This window comes from Allomesorhizobium camelthorni (assembly GCF_011045125.1).
GTDB classification, from domain to species: domain Bacteria; phylum Pseudomonadota; class Alphaproteobacteria; order Rhizobiales; family Rhizobiaceae; genus Allomesorhizobium; species Allomesorhizobium camelthorni.
Window position 1 is genome coordinate 45,047 of the sequence record NZ_JAAKZF010000010.1, and the last position, 16,015, is coordinate 61,061.

21 protein-coding genes and 1 pseudogene are annotated in these 16,015 nt (G+C 60.7%); 13 read left to right on the plus strand and 9 right to left on the minus strand.

Annotated elements, in window-relative coordinates; translation table 11 throughout:
* Positions 1–8: 8 nt before the first annotated feature.
* From G6N73_RS10385 to G6N73_RS10405, 5 genes are all read left to right on the plus strand, one after another.
* Positions 9–782 (plus strand): GNAT family N-acetyltransferase, encoded by a 774-nt coding sequence (locus tag G6N73_RS10385; RefSeq protein ID WP_165027218.1) that lies wholly within the window; start codon positions 9–11, stop codon positions 780–782.
* Positions 782–1,195, plus strand: coding sequence for a (deoxy)nucleoside triphosphate pyrophosphohydrolase (locus G6N73_RS10390; protein WP_165027221.1), 414 nt, complete (start codon positions 782–784; stop codon positions 1,193–1,195). Before G6N73_RS10385 ends, G6N73_RS10390 begins: the two co-directional genes overlap by 1 nt.
* Positions 1,196–1,262: 67 nt before the next feature.
* The gene (locus tag G6N73_RS10395; RefSeq protein ID WP_165027225.1) at positions 1,263–2,336 is read left to right on the plus strand and encodes a type III polyketide synthase; all 1,074 of its coding nucleotides are present in this window, start codon (positions 1,263–1,265) and stop codon (positions 2,334–2,336) included.
* A gap of 1 nt (position 2,337) precedes the next feature.
* Positions 2,338–3,045: a class I SAM-dependent methyltransferase gene (locus tag G6N73_RS10400; protein ID WP_165027229.1), complete on the plus strand. Its 708-nt coding sequence runs from the start codon at positions 2,338–2,340 to the stop codon at positions 3,043–3,045.
* Positions 3,042–4,226, plus strand: a complete 1,185-nt coding sequence (locus G6N73_RS10405; protein WP_165027232.1) for an NAD(P)/FAD-dependent oxidoreductase — start codon at positions 3,042–3,044, stop codon at positions 4,224–4,226. The genes G6N73_RS10400 and G6N73_RS10405 overlap by 4 nt, the downstream gene beginning before the upstream one ends.
* 105 nt (positions 4,227–4,331) lie before the next feature.
* Here the strand turns inward: G6N73_RS10405 and G6N73_RS10410 are convergent, their stop codons facing one another.
* Complete coding sequence (locus tag G6N73_RS10410; RefSeq protein ID WP_165027237.1) at positions 4,332–5,018, minus strand: hypothetical protein; 687 nt, start codon at positions 5,016–5,018, stop codon at positions 4,332–4,334.
* Between the two features lie 319 nt (positions 5,019–5,337).
* Between G6N73_RS10410 and G6N73_RS10415 the strand changes: the two genes are divergently transcribed.
* Together G6N73_RS10415 and G6N73_RS10420 are read left to right on the plus strand one after the other, a co-directional pair.
* Positions 5,338–5,598, plus strand: coding sequence for a hypothetical protein (locus G6N73_RS10415; RefSeq protein ID WP_165027248.1), 261 nt, complete (start codon positions 5,338–5,340; stop codon positions 5,596–5,598).
* A gap of 86 nt (positions 5,599–5,684) precedes the next feature.
* Positions 5,685–5,864: a Flp family type IVb pilin gene (locus G6N73_RS10420; protein WP_165027250.1), complete on the plus strand. Its 180-nt coding sequence runs from the start codon at positions 5,685–5,687 to the stop codon at positions 5,862–5,864.
* Between the two features lie 24 nt (positions 5,865–5,888).
* Here the strand turns inward: G6N73_RS10420 and G6N73_RS10425 are convergent, their stop codons facing one another.
* On the minus strand, positions 5,889–6,761 hold the full coding sequence (locus tag G6N73_RS10425) for a methyltransferase domain-containing protein (RefSeq protein WP_165027252.1): 873 nt from the start codon (positions 6,759–6,761) through the stop codon (positions 5,889–5,891).
* Positions 6,762–6,845: 84 nt separating this feature from the next.
* On the opposite strand from G6N73_RS10425, the pseudogene G6N73_RS10430 reads away from it, so the two are divergent.
* A pseudogene (locus G6N73_RS10430) lies at positions 6,846–7,274 on the plus strand (ComF family protein); the annotation flags it as partial.
* 313 nt (positions 7,275–7,587) lie between these two features.
* On the opposite strand, the gene G6N73_RS10435 reads toward G6N73_RS10430, so the two are convergent.
* Together G6N73_RS10435 and G6N73_RS10440 are read right to left on the minus strand one after the other, a co-directional pair.
* Complete coding sequence (locus tag G6N73_RS10435) at positions 7,588–7,896, minus strand: DUF982 domain-containing protein (RefSeq protein WP_165027254.1); 309 nt, start codon at positions 7,894–7,896, stop codon at positions 7,588–7,590.
* Positions 7,897–8,113: 217 nt separating this feature from the next.
* Complete coding sequence (locus G6N73_RS10440; RefSeq protein WP_165027256.1) at positions 8,114–8,356, minus strand: DUF982 domain-containing protein; 243 nt, start codon at positions 8,354–8,356, stop codon at positions 8,114–8,116.
* 201 nt (positions 8,357–8,557) lie between these two features.
* On the opposite strand from G6N73_RS10440, the gene G6N73_RS10445 reads away from it, so the two are divergent.
* Positions 8,558–9,136, plus strand: a complete 579-nt coding sequence (locus G6N73_RS10445) for a DUF4760 domain-containing protein (RefSeq protein ID WP_165027258.1) — start codon at positions 8,558–8,560, stop codon at positions 9,134–9,136.
* Between the two features lie 289 nt (positions 9,137–9,425).
* Entirely contained in the window at positions 9,426–9,890 is a 465-nt protein-coding gene (locus G6N73_RS10450) for a Ros/MucR family transcriptional regulator (protein WP_165027260.1), read from the plus strand.
* Positions 9,891–10,252: 362 nt separating this feature from the next.
* On the opposite strand, the gene G6N73_RS10455 is transcribed toward G6N73_RS10450, so the two are convergent.
* The gene (locus tag G6N73_RS10455; protein WP_165027262.1) at positions 10,253–10,534 is read right to left on the minus strand and encodes an HNH endonuclease; all 282 of its coding nucleotides are present in this window, start codon (positions 10,532–10,534) and stop codon (positions 10,253–10,255) included.
* A gap of 515 nt (positions 10,535–11,049) precedes the next feature.
* Between G6N73_RS10455 and G6N73_RS10460 the strand changes: the two genes are divergently transcribed.
* The 3 genes from G6N73_RS10460 to G6N73_RS10470 all read left to right on the plus strand — a co-directional run bounded on the left by G6N73_RS10460 (position 11,050) and on the right by G6N73_RS10470 (position 13,333).
* Entirely contained in the window at positions 11,050–11,286 is a 237-nt protein-coding gene (locus tag G6N73_RS10460) for a helix-turn-helix domain-containing protein (protein ID WP_206078784.1), read from the plus strand.
* A 101-nt stretch (positions 11,287–11,387) separates the two neighbouring features.
* A complete protein-coding gene (locus G6N73_RS10465) occupies positions 11,388–12,503 on the plus strand; it encodes a tyrosine-type recombinase/integrase (protein ID WP_165027264.1) in 1,116 nt (371 codons plus the stop codon).
* Positions 12,504–12,898: 395 nt separating this feature from the next.
* Positions 12,899–13,333 carry a hypothetical protein gene (locus tag G6N73_RS10470; protein ID WP_165027266.1) on the plus strand — a complete coding sequence of 145 codons (435 nt, stop codon included), beginning with the start codon at positions 12,899–12,901 and terminating at the stop codon, positions 13,331–13,333.
* A 96-nt stretch (positions 13,334–13,429) separates the two neighbouring features.
* On the opposite strand, the gene G6N73_RS10475 is transcribed toward G6N73_RS10470, so the two are convergent.
* The 4 genes from G6N73_RS10475 to G6N73_RS36305 all read right to left on the minus strand — a co-directional run bounded on the left by G6N73_RS10475 (position 13,430) and on the right by G6N73_RS36305 (position 15,628).
* Entirely contained in the window at positions 13,430–13,639 is a 210-nt protein-coding gene (locus G6N73_RS10475) for a hypothetical protein (RefSeq protein WP_165027268.1), read from the minus strand.
* A gap of 129 nt (positions 13,640–13,768) precedes the next feature.
* Positions 13,769–14,545, minus strand: coding sequence for a hypothetical protein (locus tag G6N73_RS10480; RefSeq protein WP_165027271.1), 777 nt, complete (start codon positions 14,543–14,545; stop codon positions 13,769–13,771).
* A 400-nt stretch (positions 14,546–14,945) separates the two neighbouring features.
* On the minus strand, positions 14,946–15,221 hold the full coding sequence (locus G6N73_RS10485) for a hypothetical protein (RefSeq protein ID WP_165027077.1): 276 nt from the start codon (positions 15,219–15,221) through the stop codon (positions 14,946–14,948).
* On the minus strand, positions 15,218–15,628 hold the full coding sequence (locus G6N73_RS36305; protein WP_206078785.1) for a hypothetical protein: 411 nt from the start codon (positions 15,626–15,628) through the stop codon (positions 15,218–15,220). Before G6N73_RS36305 ends, G6N73_RS10485 begins: the two co-directional genes overlap by 4 nt.
* Positions 15,629–16,015: the final 387 nt, after the last annotated feature.

A 16,015-nucleotide genomic window follows, 5' to 3' on the forward strand; every position in this document is an offset into this window, starting at 1 on the left:
ATTGACTCATGCCCGACACCTCTCCCCACCCCGAACTCGCCAAGGTGCGCCGCTACGAAGCGGCGGGCTTTCGCGCCTGGCCGGCGGCGGCCGTGCATTATGACGGCACATGGCTGGTGCGGCTGACGGCTGGCCATCCGGCCAAGCGGCTGAACTCGGTCAATCCGCTCGATCCGGGCGACGTCGTCAACATCGAGGAGCGCATCGCCCGCGCGGCGCGCCGCTTCGACGCCTATGGCAGGCCGCTCACCTTCCGCATGTCGCCGCTCTCGGGCGTCGCGCTGTCGCGCCATCTCGATGCCGAGGGCTGGTCGGTGTTCTCGGAATCGCTGGTCATGCGCGCGCCGCTCGACGACGCGGCGATCGCCGAGGCGATGGACCAGATTCCGCTGAAGGATATGGGCCGCTTCATCGGCGCGGCGCTGAAGGTTCACGGCTCCGATGCGTCGCTGCGGCCCGGCCTTTCCGAAATCCTCGGCTCGATCCAGCCCGAGGCCGGGCTGTTCGTGGTCGAGCATGACGAGGAGCCGCTGGCAACCGCGATCTGCGTGCATGACGGCGACCTTGCCGGCCTGTTCGAGATCGCGACGGACGCCGCCCATCGCGGCAAGGGTCACGGCCGGCGCATCGTGCTATCCGCGCTGAAATGGGCGCGCCTGCGCGGCGCCCGCGAGGCGTGGCTGCAGGTGGAGGCCGACAATGAGGCCGCGCTCGGCCTCTATCGCTCGATCGGGTTCTCCGAGATCTACCGCTATCATTACCGCCGGCCGCCGGAGGCGTGATGACGGATGGGAGCAAGCCCGTGGTGTTGGTGGCCGCCTGCGCGCTGGTCGACGCCGACGGGCGTGTGCTCATGGCGCAGCGCCCGGAGGGAAAGCCGCTTGCCGGCCTGTGGGAATTTCCCGGCGGCAAGGTAGAGCCCGGCGAAACGCCGGAGGAGACCGTCATTCGCGAGCTGCGCGAAGAGCTCGGCATCGAGACCAAGGTTGCGTGCCTCGCGCCGCTGACCTTCGCCAGCCATTCTTACGAGAGCTTTCATCTTTTGATGCCGCTTTTCGTCTGCCGTCGCTTCTGGGGCACGCCCCACCCGCATGAGGGGCAGGCGCTGAAATGGGTGCGCCCGCGCCAGATGCGCGATTATCCCATGCCGCCGGCCGACATCCCTCTGATCCCGTTCCTGATCGACCTTCTTTAGTTCGCCGGAACTAAATGCCCCGCCGGCAACGTTACTCATAACGTGAAGCCGCCGGGAACCGATCTCAATGCCAGCCGACGCCTATGTGAACCGCATCGCGACGGCCGTGCCGGACAATGAAGTGCACCGCTTTTTCCTGGATTTCGCGGCTTCGCTGCTGGCAGCCGATCCGCGCAGCCAGCAGATATTCAGCCGCATGGCCGACAGGGCCGGCATCGAGCAGCGCTATTCCTGCTTCGCGCCGACCGGCGACCCGTCGGGCGGAGCACTTGACCGCGACGGGATTTTCCGGCGCGACGCATTCCCCGGCACTGGGCAGCGCATGGAGATGTTCGACCGGGCAGCGCCCGAACTCGCGCAAAAGACCGTCCAACGGCTGCTACCCGAGGCCGAGCGCTCAGGCGTCAGCCATTTGATCGTCGCAACCTGCACCGGCTTTTCCGCGCCGGGCATAGATCTCGAACTGGTGGCCCGGTGCGGCCTGCCGCCCTCGGTCGAGCGTACGATGATCGGCTTCGTGGGCTGCTACGCCGCGATCAACGCGTTGAAGCTGGCGCGGCATATCGTGCGTTCCAAGCCGGCGGCGCGGGTTCTGGTCGTCAATGTCGAGATCTGCACGCTGCACCTCAAGGAAACCCACGATCTCGAAAAGCTCCTGTCTTTCTGCCTGTGGGGCGACGGCTGCGCGGCAGCCCTCGTCACCGCCGAGCCGCACGGCCTGCAGCTTGACGGCTTTCATGCCGCGATAGCGCCAGACCGCCGCGACCTGATGAGCTGGCACATCCGTGACGACGGCTTCGACATGCATCTTTCCGGCCAGGTTCCGGCCGCACTCCAGGAAATCCTTGGCAAGGAGATCAGCGCGATACTGCACGGCCGCGCGACAGCCGAGATCGACCTGTGGGCCATCCATCCCGGCGGGAGATCGGTTCTCGACGCCGCCGAACGGGCGCTCGGGCTAGGCCCGCAGGCGCTGGACGATTCGCGCGAAGTGTTGCGGGCGAACGGCAATATGTCGTCGGCGACGATCATGTTCGTTCTGGAGCGGATGCTGAAGCGCGCCGCGCCCGGCCAACTCGGCTGCGCCATGGCGTTCGGCCCGGGGCTGACGGCCGAGACCATGATTTTCAGGACGGCGTAACATGCCGGGCCTTGCCGACCGCCTCGTCCAGCCCGAAATTCTCGACGGGCTCGCCGAGAAGGATCCGCGCGCGATCGCCGCCCGGCGCGACCTCGTCCTCGTCAACAGGCTGATGTTCCAGCAGGCGATCATGGCGCGGCTGCTCGGCGACCATGTTGCGTCACCGCCGCGCCGCATCCTGGAGATTGGGGCCGGCGACGGATCGTTCATGCTCGGGGTCGCGCGCCGGCTGGCTCCGCGCTGGCCGGGCGTGGAGCTGACGCTGCTCGACCGCGCCGACCTCGTGACCCCTGAGCGTCGCGCCGCTTTCGTCGAACTGGGCTGGCGAGCCAAGGCCGTTACCGCCGACATTTTCGACTGGTTTCGCGCGGCCGGAGACGTCCGCTTCGACGCCGTCACCGCCAATCTGTTCCTGCATCATTTCGCCGATGCCGATCTCGCCCGGCTGCTTTCAAAGCTGAGACCGATCGCGCCAGTCTTCGTCGCGGCCGAGCCGCGCCGGACCGGCTTTGCACACTCGGCCTCGCGGCTGCTCTGGGCAGTCGGCGCGGGCGAGGTCGCCCGTCACGATGCGCCGGCGAGCGTGCGCGCCGGTTTTCGCGGCTCGGAACTTTCGGCGCTCTGGCCGACCAAGAGCGACCGCCTCCACGAGCGCGGCGCGGGCCTGTTCACCCATGTCTTCGCAGCGAGCCGCGCGGAGGATGAATGAGCTACGACGTGGTCGTCATCGGGGCGGGTCCGGCGGGCTCTTGCGCCGCATTGGCGCTTGCCCGGCAGGGCCGCATGGTCGCCATCGTCGAGAAGGCGGAATTCCCGCGCCGCAAGGTCTGCGGCGAGTTCATCTCGGCGACCAATATCGCCCTTCTCGACAGGCTCGGCGTTGGCGAGAAATGGCGGAAAAAGGCCGGACCGGAAGTCCGGCGCGTCGGACTTTTCGCCGGCGACCGGTGTGTGACGGCAGCCATGCCGCCCGCCGGAGACCGCGGCTACGGGCGGGCGCTGGGACGCGACATTCTGGATAACCTTCTGCTCGCAGCGGCGCGAGAAGCCGGCGCGACTGTGTTCCAGCCGTTCCGCGCGACAGACATCATTTTCGCGGGCGAAAACGCCAGCATCGTGCGGATCGCGTCGCGTGATCGCGAATTGGAACTTCAAACTCCGGTCGTGATCGCGGCGCATGGCTCGTGGGAGCCGGGCGGCCTGCCGAGCCATTTGCCGAAGCGCAACCATCCCTCCGACCTTCTCGGCTTCAAGGCGCATTTCCGGCGTTCCGCCCTGCCCGCCGATCTGATGCCGCTGCTGGTGTTTCCCGGCGGCTATGGCGGCATGGTGATCGCCCACAATGGCAGGCTGTCGCTGTCTTGCTGCATACGCCGCGACCGGCTGGCCGAAATGCGCCGGGCGCAGGGCGGCTCGGCGGCCGAGGCGGTGCACCGGCATATCATGGCGTCCTGCAAAGGCGTTCGCGAGGCGATCGGTCACGCCTTGCTGGATGGACAGTGGCTCGCCGCCGGACCGATCCGGCCGGGCATCCGCCCATGCTTTGCCGACGGCATTTTCCGCGCCGGCAACTGCGCCGGCGAATCGCATCCGATCATCGCCGAGGGCATTTCCATGGCGCTGCAGTCCGGCTGGCTGCTCGCCGCCGCGCTGACCGGCGTCGATGTTCATGACCATTCCGCCCGCGAAGCCGCCGCGAAACTCTATTCGGCGGCCTGGCTGCGGCAGTTCTCGACCCGCATCCATGCCGCCGCGGCCTTTGCGGCCGTCGCGCTCAACCCGGCTGGCGCGCAGGCGATGGGCCCTTTGGTCGGCTTGCTGCCGGGTATTCTGCCGCTCGGTGCAGCGCTCAGCGGCAAGACCAAGGCGCTGGGCAGTGTATCGGTTTGAATTTAAGCTCTGGTAGACAGCGGTCGCTCGATCATTCCCTTTTCCGAGGCCGGACTAGGCCATCGAACCATCAATTCATTCATAAGCTAAGAGCTTAGGGACACATTATCGCTTCCGCCAAGAAGCGATTTCCTTTGTAAGTTCAGGATCGCTCGCTAGATTCTCGATTGCCTGCTTCGCCAACTGACTCGTGTTCCTGCGCTTCTTCAGCGCCGACAGCAGCAGCACGCGGCTTTCGCCGTGTGCGCAGTCCTTGGCGAGTGCAATCAGTTCGGGCAACGTCGCATCCGTGGCCGCGACGGACAAGGCGCAGGCCAAGCCATCCTTGGCCCCCGACCGGTATTCCTTGGTATCCCCGGGTCCTAAGATACCCTTGCCCATTGGAGCCTTGCGGTACTCCTCAACCAAAACCGGCCAGGCCTCATGGACCTCCATTTCGGGAACAGCAAGGGCGCGGGCGATTCCTTCCCTCGTCCGATCCGAATAGCAACGTAATAGATGCTTGAGCAGAATGGGAATTGCTTGGGGATACGGCGACGAACTATTCGCCAAGTCCCAAACTGAATTAACATCCCGACCTACCCCTCGCAAATCGGCCAAGATCGGCTCTTCTTCTATTCTCAAACGAGCCGCACGCTCCATCCTCTCTTGTTCGTTTTCCTTGTTGATTTCCCGCAGCCGCGCCTTTTCATCATCGGTCAACGCCAGTCGCGAGAATTGCTCTGCCGTCAGATGCCATAGTTCCTTGTCGGTCAACGGCGCGCGCCCGGGGAAACGTCGCTTTGCCGCCATGATTAGGTATCTCCAGATGATGATAAAGCTGCTATCGATAGCGTCCTTCAACGGACCAGATAGCTTTGTATTTTGACGCGTGTAAAGGTCGAAGCGTAGACCTTGCGTCTGAACCTGGTTCAAATAGTCGCGCAGCCATCACTAGACACGCTGGGTGATATCGGCGAGCGGCGGCTATGGGTCGTGTGAGCCGAAATAGAACCAAGATCCCGCCTGACAGGCCTCGTCCTCCGGCATGGAAATCAGCGTTAATGGAACGTTTATCCAACCGTGAAAAATTGACGGAACAGCGTCGGCTTGAGGGCAAGGGAGAATAAGCATGGACTCCATAACTGAATGGGGCGCGCTGCGCATCACGCTGCTGTTCGGCGCCGCGGCGGTGGCGCTGGCGCTGATCGCCGCACCGCTGCTCGAAAGCCGGAGCGGATCGGGTCATGCGCGCAATGCCGGCGTCGACCTGATGAGCACCGGGAGCATAGGCGGCGCGACCAGCTACACCATCCGCAGGAGCGTGCTGCAACCGTCGCCGGACGCAATCTGCATCATCCGCAGCGATGGCGCGCGCAGCGGCGATTGCTGAAGCGCGGCTTCACCGGCTGTTAAGCCTGCCGCGTTAACCTTTCTTAACAGGTTTACCCTAGGGTAAAGGCAAAGGGGTTACGACCTATGCGGCTACTGATCCGGCGATTTCTCAAGGACGACTCGGCCGCAACGGCGATCGAATACGGGCTGATCGCGACGGTTATATCATTGGCTATTTTCGGTAGCGTCGGCAGCTTCGCCGACATGCTGGAAGTGCTCTGGGGCAACAATAGCAACAAGCTTGTGGAAGCTTTCAACCAGTAGGATTGGCCCGCACAAGGCTGCCGGTTACTGTTCTTTCCCGTCGCCGAGCACCCTTGTCAGCGAAACCTGCGCCGAGCCTGGCTTCAGCGGCTTCTGCTGCGATGGGTCGGGCGCCCAGCCCGACATCCACACCAGCGAAAACGTCGCCCTGATCCGCCCGTCCGCATCGGAATGGCGCTCGGCATAGATTTGCGCCGCACGGGCAAACAGCGTCCGCGTTGCAGGCCGCCGGGAGCGCGCCTCAAGCGCGTTGGTGGCGCCCATGCCGCGCAAATCCGCCATCAGCCCGAACAGATTGTCGTAACGCACCGTCACCGTCTCGACATCGGCGACCGGCAGCGCGAAGCCGGCCCGCTGCAGCAGCGCGCCGGCATCACGGACATCGGTGAACGGGATGACGCGCGGGCTTGCGCCGCCATGGAGTTCGACCTCGGCCGCCAGCAGCGAGTCGCGCAATTCGGAAAGCGTCGCCGCGCCGGCCATGCAGCCCAGGAACAGCCCGTCGGGCTTCAGCGCGCGGCGGATCTGCACAAGCATGCCGGGAATGTCGTTCGCCTCCTGCAGCGCCAGCAGCGAAACCGCAAGGTCGATGCTGCCCGCCTCCAGCGGCAGGTGTTCGGGCGCGGCCACCATGCCCGGTTCGCCGGCAAGGAACGCCGCGTCCGCCTCGATCCGGATCACCTCGTCGGCCTTGCCGCTGGCCAGCACCGCGTCGCGCGCCGCCGGCGTCACGCAATAGAGCGTCGCGGCTTTCTTGAAGCGCCGCTCGACAGCCGAAAGGCGTTCGCCAAGATCTTCCGCCGCGCGCTCCATCAGGAAATCAGCGCCCGGAACGACCTGCGCCAGCGCCCGGCGCTTGCGCGCGATGGAAAGTTCCGTATCGAACAGCTTCTGCAACGGGACAGAATTCCTTTTGAGGCTCGAACCAAGGGCGCTGCGCTTCCCAGCGCTTCTGCTATGGTCGGTCAACGCAGCAACCTCGTGGCCGATCCGATGCCAGAGATCAAGTCGCTTGCCCTGTCCGCCATGCGATGGCCGGCGCAAATATTGTTTCCGCCGGTCTGCGCCGGCTGCCGCCGCCATGTCTCGCAGCCGGGCGCGCTCTGCGCCGCCTGCTGGCCCAACCTCAAATTCCTGGAAAAACCGTGGTGCGCGGTGATGGGAACGCCGTTCTCGCAGGATATGGGCGAAGGCTTCCTGTCGGCCGAGGCTATCGCCAATCCGCCTCCTTTCGAGCGGGCGCGCTCCGCGGTCGCCTATTCCGGCGTGGCGCGGCGGATGGTGCAGGGCCTGAAATACCACGACCGGACCGATCTCGCGCCATGGATGGCGCGCTGGATGCTGAGGGCGGGCGCAGAACTCCTTGCGGATGCCGATGTCGTCGTGCCGGTGCCGCTGCACTGGCGGCGCTTACATCTACTAAGTTGTTGATTTTGCTATATCTATCCGAATTATACCATATCGACAAACATAACGAATTCGGTTGATAGTATGGGCGGGCTTGGTGGACGCAGCGGCACGTTGCCTGAACCCGCCGCATCGGATGTTGCCGAAACGGTTCGCCGCCACGTCCAGCCCTTAAGTGTACGCGGGCAGCGGCGGAATTGAGGCCGCGGAACAAATCCCGCCACACGCAGTTTGGAAGGCTAGTAGGCGCCGCCGGTACCCCTCCAAGGCGCCGAACAGCCCGCCGCGTGATTACCCCCTCTGCGGCGGGCTTTTTCTACCGCCTGCGCTTCACAATCTTGCCCGGCTTAGGAACGCGGTCCACATCGCCGATCAGGATTCCAGCCTCTGCAGCAGCCTCGCGGAACGCTTGGCGGGCATCGTCCGACTCGCCGATGCCCTTAAGCGCATTGAGACAGGCCTGCCTGGCCGCGCGGGCCTTCAGACCGTCCCTCGTAGCTTCGGGCCATTCGTAGAGTAGCCATTCGGCGGCCTCTCTCGCGCTGCCTATGTTTTGCACTTGGCCGGCGCGCACACCGTGCACGCATACCGCCCGGTCGAACGGCTTGTCTTTCACTGTGGCCACACTCGCACGCCGAAAAATAGACCGGCGCTACCTCCACCCCCGCAAGCCCGAGGCAGCGCCAGTCCATACAGTACGCGCCCCCCGGCGCAAGGCCAAACGCTCTCGGGTTTCTCCCGCCCTAAAGTGATCAGCGACACTATTTGCCGCTGACCAAATGGTAAAATCAAGCGGCTCCCGCAGAGATTCCTCTGCTGTGTCTAGAGGGCAACTAACATTTCTAGCGGACCAGAATGCGCGCTTCCTTGGCCGCGGCTTCGAACGCCTGCCGGGCCTCGTCAATATCGACGTCCCCCAGGAGCGCCTTGATGAGTGTTTCGGCTGCGCGCTCGCAGGTCCGATCATGCAGCGGCCAGTCGTCAGACATCAAAATCTGTGCGGCCTGTTCCAGCGAGTTCACGTTGATCCGCTCCCGTCCCAAGAGCAGGCGGACTTCCGGGTAAAACCACGTGCGCTTGGCCATCACTCGAACAGGTCCGCTGGCGGCGCCGGGTCCAGAATGTCCGGCGTATCGTTGTTGTAGTTACCAACCTTCCCGGTTGATCCGCCACATCGTCATAAGGTCCGCCGGGAACGGCTCTCTGTGAGAGGTGTTATAGACGTAACGACTCTCTACTCAAATACACTGGGAGGATTTCAGAAAGATCCCGAAAGGAGGTCGCGAATGTCTGACCACAATAGCGTATGGCTCGGCCGGATAAACACTTTGTGTGCAGTTGTGGGAGCAGGTGCGGCCATTTGGATTCCAATTGTATTACATAACAACGCACAACGAAGTAGAAATAACGATAACCATATTGCTCAACAGACTCGGACTTGGCAGGTAATGGACGAACTCGACCAACGAATATCAGCCATAATCGGCAAAAAGATAACATTGGATAAAAGGAATAAAGTTTCCGATGCCGAATCGTTCACATCTCGGTACATAGACGACGATAAAAATAGAGATGTGCAATTGCAAGTATTCAGACTTTTAAATCTATATGAGTCCATTTGTACCGGAGCCGAGGTGGGACTATTATCCAAAGAAATAATTGAAAAAATGAGAGGCGATGCGCTAAGAGAAACGTGGCGAGATTACCGCTCCTACATTTCAGATCATCGAAAGAAAGAACCTTCTACTAGGAGAGCTTGGGATAGTTGCGATGTTTGGATCGCTCAGGAATCTTCGTCCCTACCCATCCCCCTTGCAACTTCGACGAAAGCCGCATCGCCGGGAGTCCCGAACGACAATCGTTAGAAATAATGAGTAAATCTACGATTCGCTGATTCAAATGGATGCGCCGCCTCCGGACAACGGCGATGCGAACCGGACCGCCCGCATTGAGCGTTTCCATCCCGGCAGAGCGGCAAGCACCAACTCCAAGACTGCTACTCGTCACGCCATATAACTTTTCGCGCCAGGCGCACTTCCGCAAGCCGCCTCACGCGAATCTCCTGCGCTCGCTGCGGCGCGATTCACGGCCTTCGCAATTGCCCTCCCCTCCAATCGCGGCTAAAGACTTCCCGCAAATTTGAGGGAGAACAAAATGACCGAGAAGAACGATTTCCAAATTGAGCTAACGGCCGACATTGTAGCCGCTTACGTGAAGAACAACCCAGTGCCTGTCTCTGCCCTACCGGATCTGATTGCCAGCGTAGCAGCATCACTCAACGGCCTCGTCAACGGCACCGCACCTGCCGAGGTAGTTGAACCGCAGAAGCCCGCTGTGCCGGTCAAGAAGTCAGTGACGCCAGACTATATTATCTCGTTAGAAGACGGCACACGGTTCAAGTCGCTGAAGCGCCATCTCATGAGCAGCCACGGCATGACGCCGGACGAATACCGGGCGAAATGGAACTTGCCAAAGGATTATCCAATGGTCGCGCCGAACTATGCCGCTGCGCGCTCGGACATGGCCAAAGCGATCGGTCTTGGCAGGAAGCCCGCCGAAAAGCCGAAGGCTAAGCCCACCGCCACTGGCGCGAAGCGCGGCCGCAAGAAAGCTGCTTAACCGGGGCTTGCGGCCTTTTCGCAGCCGCGATAAATTTATTGTGCATTGCGGGACAGGATGAGCGTCCGTAAATTTTAGCAGTCGGCCATCTACTCCTCCCAGATGCGATGCCGGCGCACAGCGAACTCACCTCCTCCCGAGTTCGCCCAAATAGAGAGCCCGCTGCACCTCCTCCCGCAGCGGGCTCTTTTTGTTTTTTTGGTGCCAGGCAGCCTCACCTTTGCCCCGTTTCCATTCCATCTTGACGCATCGGCACCGCAACTCGCCGATCAGCCCCGGTCGGCCTGAAATTTCCCCCACCGCCCTGCTGGCCGGGCATCGAGAGAACCCGTTGCGTGATCCCCCCTCCCGCAACGGGTTCTCTATCGTCCAGCTTCATAGTGCTCACCGCGCTTTATGGTGCAGTAGGTAAGCCAATCGATAGAACCGCGGCCGGTGTTGCAATCAAGGCAAGCCAGCGCGATGTTGTCGCGACCATTCCCGCCGCCGTCAGCCCTGCGATCAAGGTGCTCTAGCGTTTCAGCGTCCGGGCGCTTGCTGTTCGAAAAGCAGATCCGCATTTTGATGAGGCAATAGCAGCAGCGGCCGCCCTGCTTTTCTCGCAGGACGGCGCGCAGTTCAGGGCGTGGTCCGCCCTTGCCCATGTTAGGCTGCGGCCGGTCTGTTGGGGCACATACCCGTATTGTAAAGAAGGCAGTCTTGGCATGGGGCGCTGCCTGGTACGACGTCGACCAGACTGTCGCCTACCATAAGTCTATCGCGGTGGGGGTCGTTGGCGGCGAACGATCGCACGCCGTAAAGTTCAAGCTTGTTGCCTTTGGCATTGCCGGCGCGGAACCGACTTAGCACAAGGGACGGCATAGATTGGTCTTCGTGAGATACGCACTGGCCGACTTCGAATTGCCAGGGTGCTTCGGCAGGCGCTGCCGGGGCAGCCGCGGCCGTGCTTGTCGGGAGCGCTGCAGCAGATGATCCCAGCGGGACAGCGAGGGTAGCAAGTCCGGCTAGTGCAGCGCGGCGGGTTATGGAGGTATGGGGCATTGAAGAATCTCCTCGTCAACGAAAATCGTTTACCATTCACATAAACCGCGAATCATTTCCTTTGTCAACGGTTTTCGTGTGTGCTAAACGAAATACGAGAATAACTGGAGATATTGCCTTGCCCACGCCTGAGCAGTCCCGTGCCGCCCGCGGTCTACTTGATTGGTCACAGACCAAACTAGCTGCCGCATCCAATCTGAGCGAAAGCACGATCCGCGACTTTGAAAAAGGCCGACGCGTCCCGTCGATAAACAACCTGGCGGCAATCCGCGCGGCGATTGAAGCGGCCGGCATCATCTTCATCGACCAGAACGGCAACGGTCCTGGCGTCAGGCTGAGGGATCGCAAAGCATAGGCGAAACAGCATGCCGACGGGTTGACTTGCTAGGCGGAAACGCCTAGCAAAAACAATGGTATAGCCGTTGCGATTTGGGATTTCGCGACGCATACTGATGCATGCCTCTAAAGCTCATCCGCAGGAACAAGGTCTGGTACGTTCGGGGTTCCGTTCGGGGTCTCTCGGCCTACAAGTCGACCAAGACAGGTGACCGCGACATCGCGGAAATCATCCGAATACAAACCGAGAAGCGCCTTTTGGATGAGAGCATTTTCGGCACGAAGGCTACCAAGACATTCGATGAAGCTGTGGCATCCTACCTAGAAAATGGAGGCTCCCTTCGCTTCATCGATCCACTGAAGCGAACGCTGGGAAGCATAAAGCTCCACTCGCTCCGGCAGGCAGATTTGGATACTGCCGCCCGAGACATCTATCCGAACACACAGCCGGAGACGCGCAACCGTCAGTGCTACACGCCTTTTATCGCTGTGTGGAACCATGCCGTTAAGAACGGCTGGGCTGACGTGCGGCTGTGGCAGCGGCCACGCAGGCCGAAGGGCACGAACGTCGTACGCATTGCGTCTACAAGAAGCGGGCAACGGCCTGTCGATTACGAGCGTGCCGCGCAGTTCGTCGGGGATATGAGTCCGGCACCCGCCATGCTGCTTACAGCGTTGTTCTATACCGGGCTGCGGCCGATCGAGGCTTTTGCGCTTAAGGCCGGCAACGTGAACCTGGCCGCCCGCTGGTTGACGATTGCGGCTAGCAAGACCGGCGAACCACGCGGCGTTCCGCTGCATAGTTTCCTTTGCGAATGGCTTGGACCGCTGGTAGATCGCGCTGCTAGCTACGAGGATGGCATCCTGTTTAGAACGCCACGCGGCGAGCCGTACGGCGCGGTGCAAGAAGGCGGCGGCGGACTTAAGTCGGCCATCATTGGTGCTCGCCGCAGAAGTGGCATTCGTGACGTGTCACCTTATACGGGCCGCCACGCGGTTTCGACGCAGCTCGTAATAAACGGCGTCCACCCGCACATCAAGGATCAGATACTTGGGCATGCCGCGGATTCAATGTCTCGGCACTACACGAATATTCCGCAGGCGCCGCTTATTGCGGCGATCGATACGCTTCACGTTCCCGCTTCCTGGCGGGCGCTGCCGTGGCTTGCTGCCCCGCAGGAGTGGTGGGCGCGGCTGGCGGAAGGTACGGGAAAAAGGACTGATTTGAGAAAATGACCGATCCCTTTTCCAAGCTCCCGCTGTTCGCAGCCGACATTGAGATCGCAGTTGCGATCGCTGGGCGGTTAGGTGCGGCTCAATGGAGGCGAACAGTGCTGCCCCAGCTAGAGCAACGGGGCTTTCCTTCCGCTGATCCGGTGCACAGAGGGCGTCCGGCAGCTCTAGTCAGTGCATTCGTTGGGAGCGGCGGCACATTCCCCTACGGTCTGCCCGTGACCGACAAGGAGCAGGATGAGATTGACGCGGCGTTTACGCGAACAATCAAGAAACGCAAGCGTCGAAGAAAGCCCGTCCGACCCAAACGTGTGATCTCACGTAAGCAGAGCAGCCCGGAGCACCGCATTGCGCGAGTGGCTAGAATAAAAACATGGATTGTTGAAAGGTAAACGGCAATGGAGCACGGTCCGCCCTTCCTCATATCCAATATTTTACTTGAAAAGCTGCCTCTTTATGCAGACGATCACGATATAGCAGTAGCGGTCGTTGGCAGGGAACGGGCCGCCTACTTCAAATCCATTTTGCCGATTCTTGAGCGGAAAGGCTTTCCGCAAAAGTGCCCGCTTCACGGCGGGCGCTCGGTATTTTTGATCAAGGCGTTCTACACATCGTATTTCTATCCCGAGCAAAAGGCTGTTCAATATCGTGCGGTGGCGGCGCGAACTGAGGAGGCACGCTACGAAACCGAGAGGCGAATGGCAGAGTGGGGACAGAGACAGGCCGAGAAAAAGGCCAGGGCGAAAGCGAATTCCGACGCATGGGCAGCTAAAAAGAAGAAAGCTCTCGAAGAGTTCAGAGCGAAGAAGGCTGCAGAAACAAAGTTAGGATGAAACCAGAAGGGCGGGCGCTTGAAGCGCAGAGCCAATACCCCTAGGTTGACATCCGTCCGCGAGGGAAGTTCAGTGTCGAAGATTCACCCCGATCATTCAGGGACCGGTGATGTCGACCATGATCGTTTGACGCTCTGGGATCTGGCCGATCCAGGCGCAGCGGTTCAGGCAGCAATAGAGCTCTATGGAACATGCGCGGCGACTGCCGCGGCGCATTGCGCATTTAGGGCGTATTTTGACGGCCGTGAAGGCGACTACCGCTTCTGGTGCACTGTCTTCGCTGAGCTGGATAGCGACCAGCGACATTAGGCGACTTCTTCGTTGTGTAACTGGCAAAAAAAGCCCCGTCGCCGGGTTAGGGCAACGGGGCTTTGGGTGCGGGTATTTAGGCAGTCCGCTAAAAACGTTGGCGCAGTCGTCAGAAGGGGCCGCCCTTTATGGCTCCTTCCCCACGCCCTTACCTATCGATTCAATACGGGAGATGATTGGCTCTTGAGCGAATCCTACAACCGCGCCGAACACGAAGGCTGAAAGGCCATCAGCGTCAAAAGAAGATAGCCGAACATCTCCCACGAGGATCTCAAACACTCCTGCTTTGAGGAACGCGGCCGAGATTATCAAAACCACTAGAGCAAAGGCGCCCCGCATGAAGGGCGAAAATCTGTCGGCATCGATAGCGTGTAGATCAAAGAAGGTAACGGCTCGGCATCGTAAAAAAGACGAAAAGGCGAGACCAATCAGTAGACCCGGAAGCACGAATACCAATGCTTGGACTTCTCGTAGCGCGGGCGCCGCGAATCCAGCGAGCGGCGCAAGTGAAACAGCGAGGAAGCCGGCCATCAAGAACGACGAAAGGAACAGGGCAAGTCTCAGGATAATCGTGGTCATGTGCTGACTTATTATTCTCCCCTTTTCCATGTCGAATATGCGCTTCTGAAGATTGCCGAGCGTGTCCAGCGCCTGCTTCGGTTGCGCGGTTGGGCCGATCAGGCCATAGCGAGAGAGAGCGAGCAACTCGGCAAAGTAAGATTTGAATCGGCGGTCGGAGGGGTCAAAAATACCCCTGAGCACAATCAGAGTGCGCTCGACTTCTGATTTCAGAATGCCTTGTTCCTCTGGAATGTCCAGGGCCTCAGCTGTCAGCTGAAATGCAATATCCTCGGGGTCCGCCGTATCTATCGGAAACGGCGTGACGATGTATCGTCCAGTCATATTTGTAATGCTATTTGCCGCAGCAGGGACACCCGCTGGGGGCAAATGAGATGGTCGTGTCACTTTTTATTTCCCCGCGAACGACTGCTCTTCCGATCGCAGCCTCTAATTGCTCCGCCAGGCGAACTACTTCCGCAGCATCTTCGGACTTTGTTACAACGCTACCTGAGCGCGACTGCTTGGTGAACTCACGAAGCGTCTGCCGAAAGCGTTCGATTTGCATGTCATTGTCCTCCTTCAAGTGAATAACCTGAAGTCGTATCGCAGGGGGCGACGGGAGTCCATCGAACGGAGGGTTAGTTCCGCAGGCTTTCATGCCGTTGTGGGCTTTTTCTCAATCCGCTTCGACGCACGCAACCGTGATGCAGCAGCGGATTGTGGGGCGCACCATGTTCATAACCTACCCCGCCCGGCGCACTGGCTTCGGCTCATAGAGCCTGTCAAGGCGCTGATTTACGCCTTCAATCCGTTCGCCAACAGTTTTGATGGCCTCCATGATCTGAGCAGTCTGTTCGTGCATGCCCGCTTTGGTGGCATACACTTCCGCAACATGAAGCTTGTGCGCGGCCAGGTCGTCTCGGACCTTGCCGATTAGGCCGCCCCATCGCCAATAAATGCCGCCCGCCGCGGCAAGCACGGCAAGCACGAGATAGAAAACCTCAGCGGTTAGTGTCATTTGCGCCCCTTAATTGCAGAGGCGATAACGCCCAAGCCAGCCACACCGCCGCCAACATAGAAGATGTTGCCCCAAACGATGTCGGCATATTCTTTGAGTTGCGGCGGCAATGTCGCCACGTCCGGCAGGGCACCGTTTAGCATGCTGTCCGCCACGCCCCATGCAAACCATGCGGAAAGCGGTAGCGCGGCAAGCAGCCATGGGATCCAGAAGGCTTTGTGCTGCATGCCTGCTTTGACAACACTTGCTGCAACGCGGCGCTCCTCAAGCGTGGTTTCAAGGTGCTTGATGGCGGCGTCCGCGATCAGCCGCTCAGTCTCATTCGCCGCGGCGAGTTTCGCCTTATACGCTGCGGTAAGCTGGCCGACGAGGTTGCCGGTTATCCAGTTGATAATGGCGGTAAGCATTAGACAGACCTCCGTCCAGCTATCGCCTCAACGGCGGGCCTTGCGTATTCGACCCACATGCACCACGCAGGCATCCCGCGCATGTAGTGACTGCCCGTTATGGGGCGGTCGGGATCGCAGCCGGGATTGGCGCTTGCTTCCATTGCACGCGCCACCAACTCTACCGCCGAGCCGCTCCGCAGCGTGTTTAGTGCTACGTGCGCGAACCGCTTGAAGCCGTCGCTGTTCGGCTGACCGTTTTTGCGAATGGCCATCGAGACGACGTCAATATCAGCCTCAGTCCAGTCGCAAAAGGAATCAGGACCGGCCCAATCTTTTGGAGGCTGCTGTGTCCTGCTGCGGAACGGCCACATCACTTGAACCACCCGAACTCGCAGCCGAACCGAA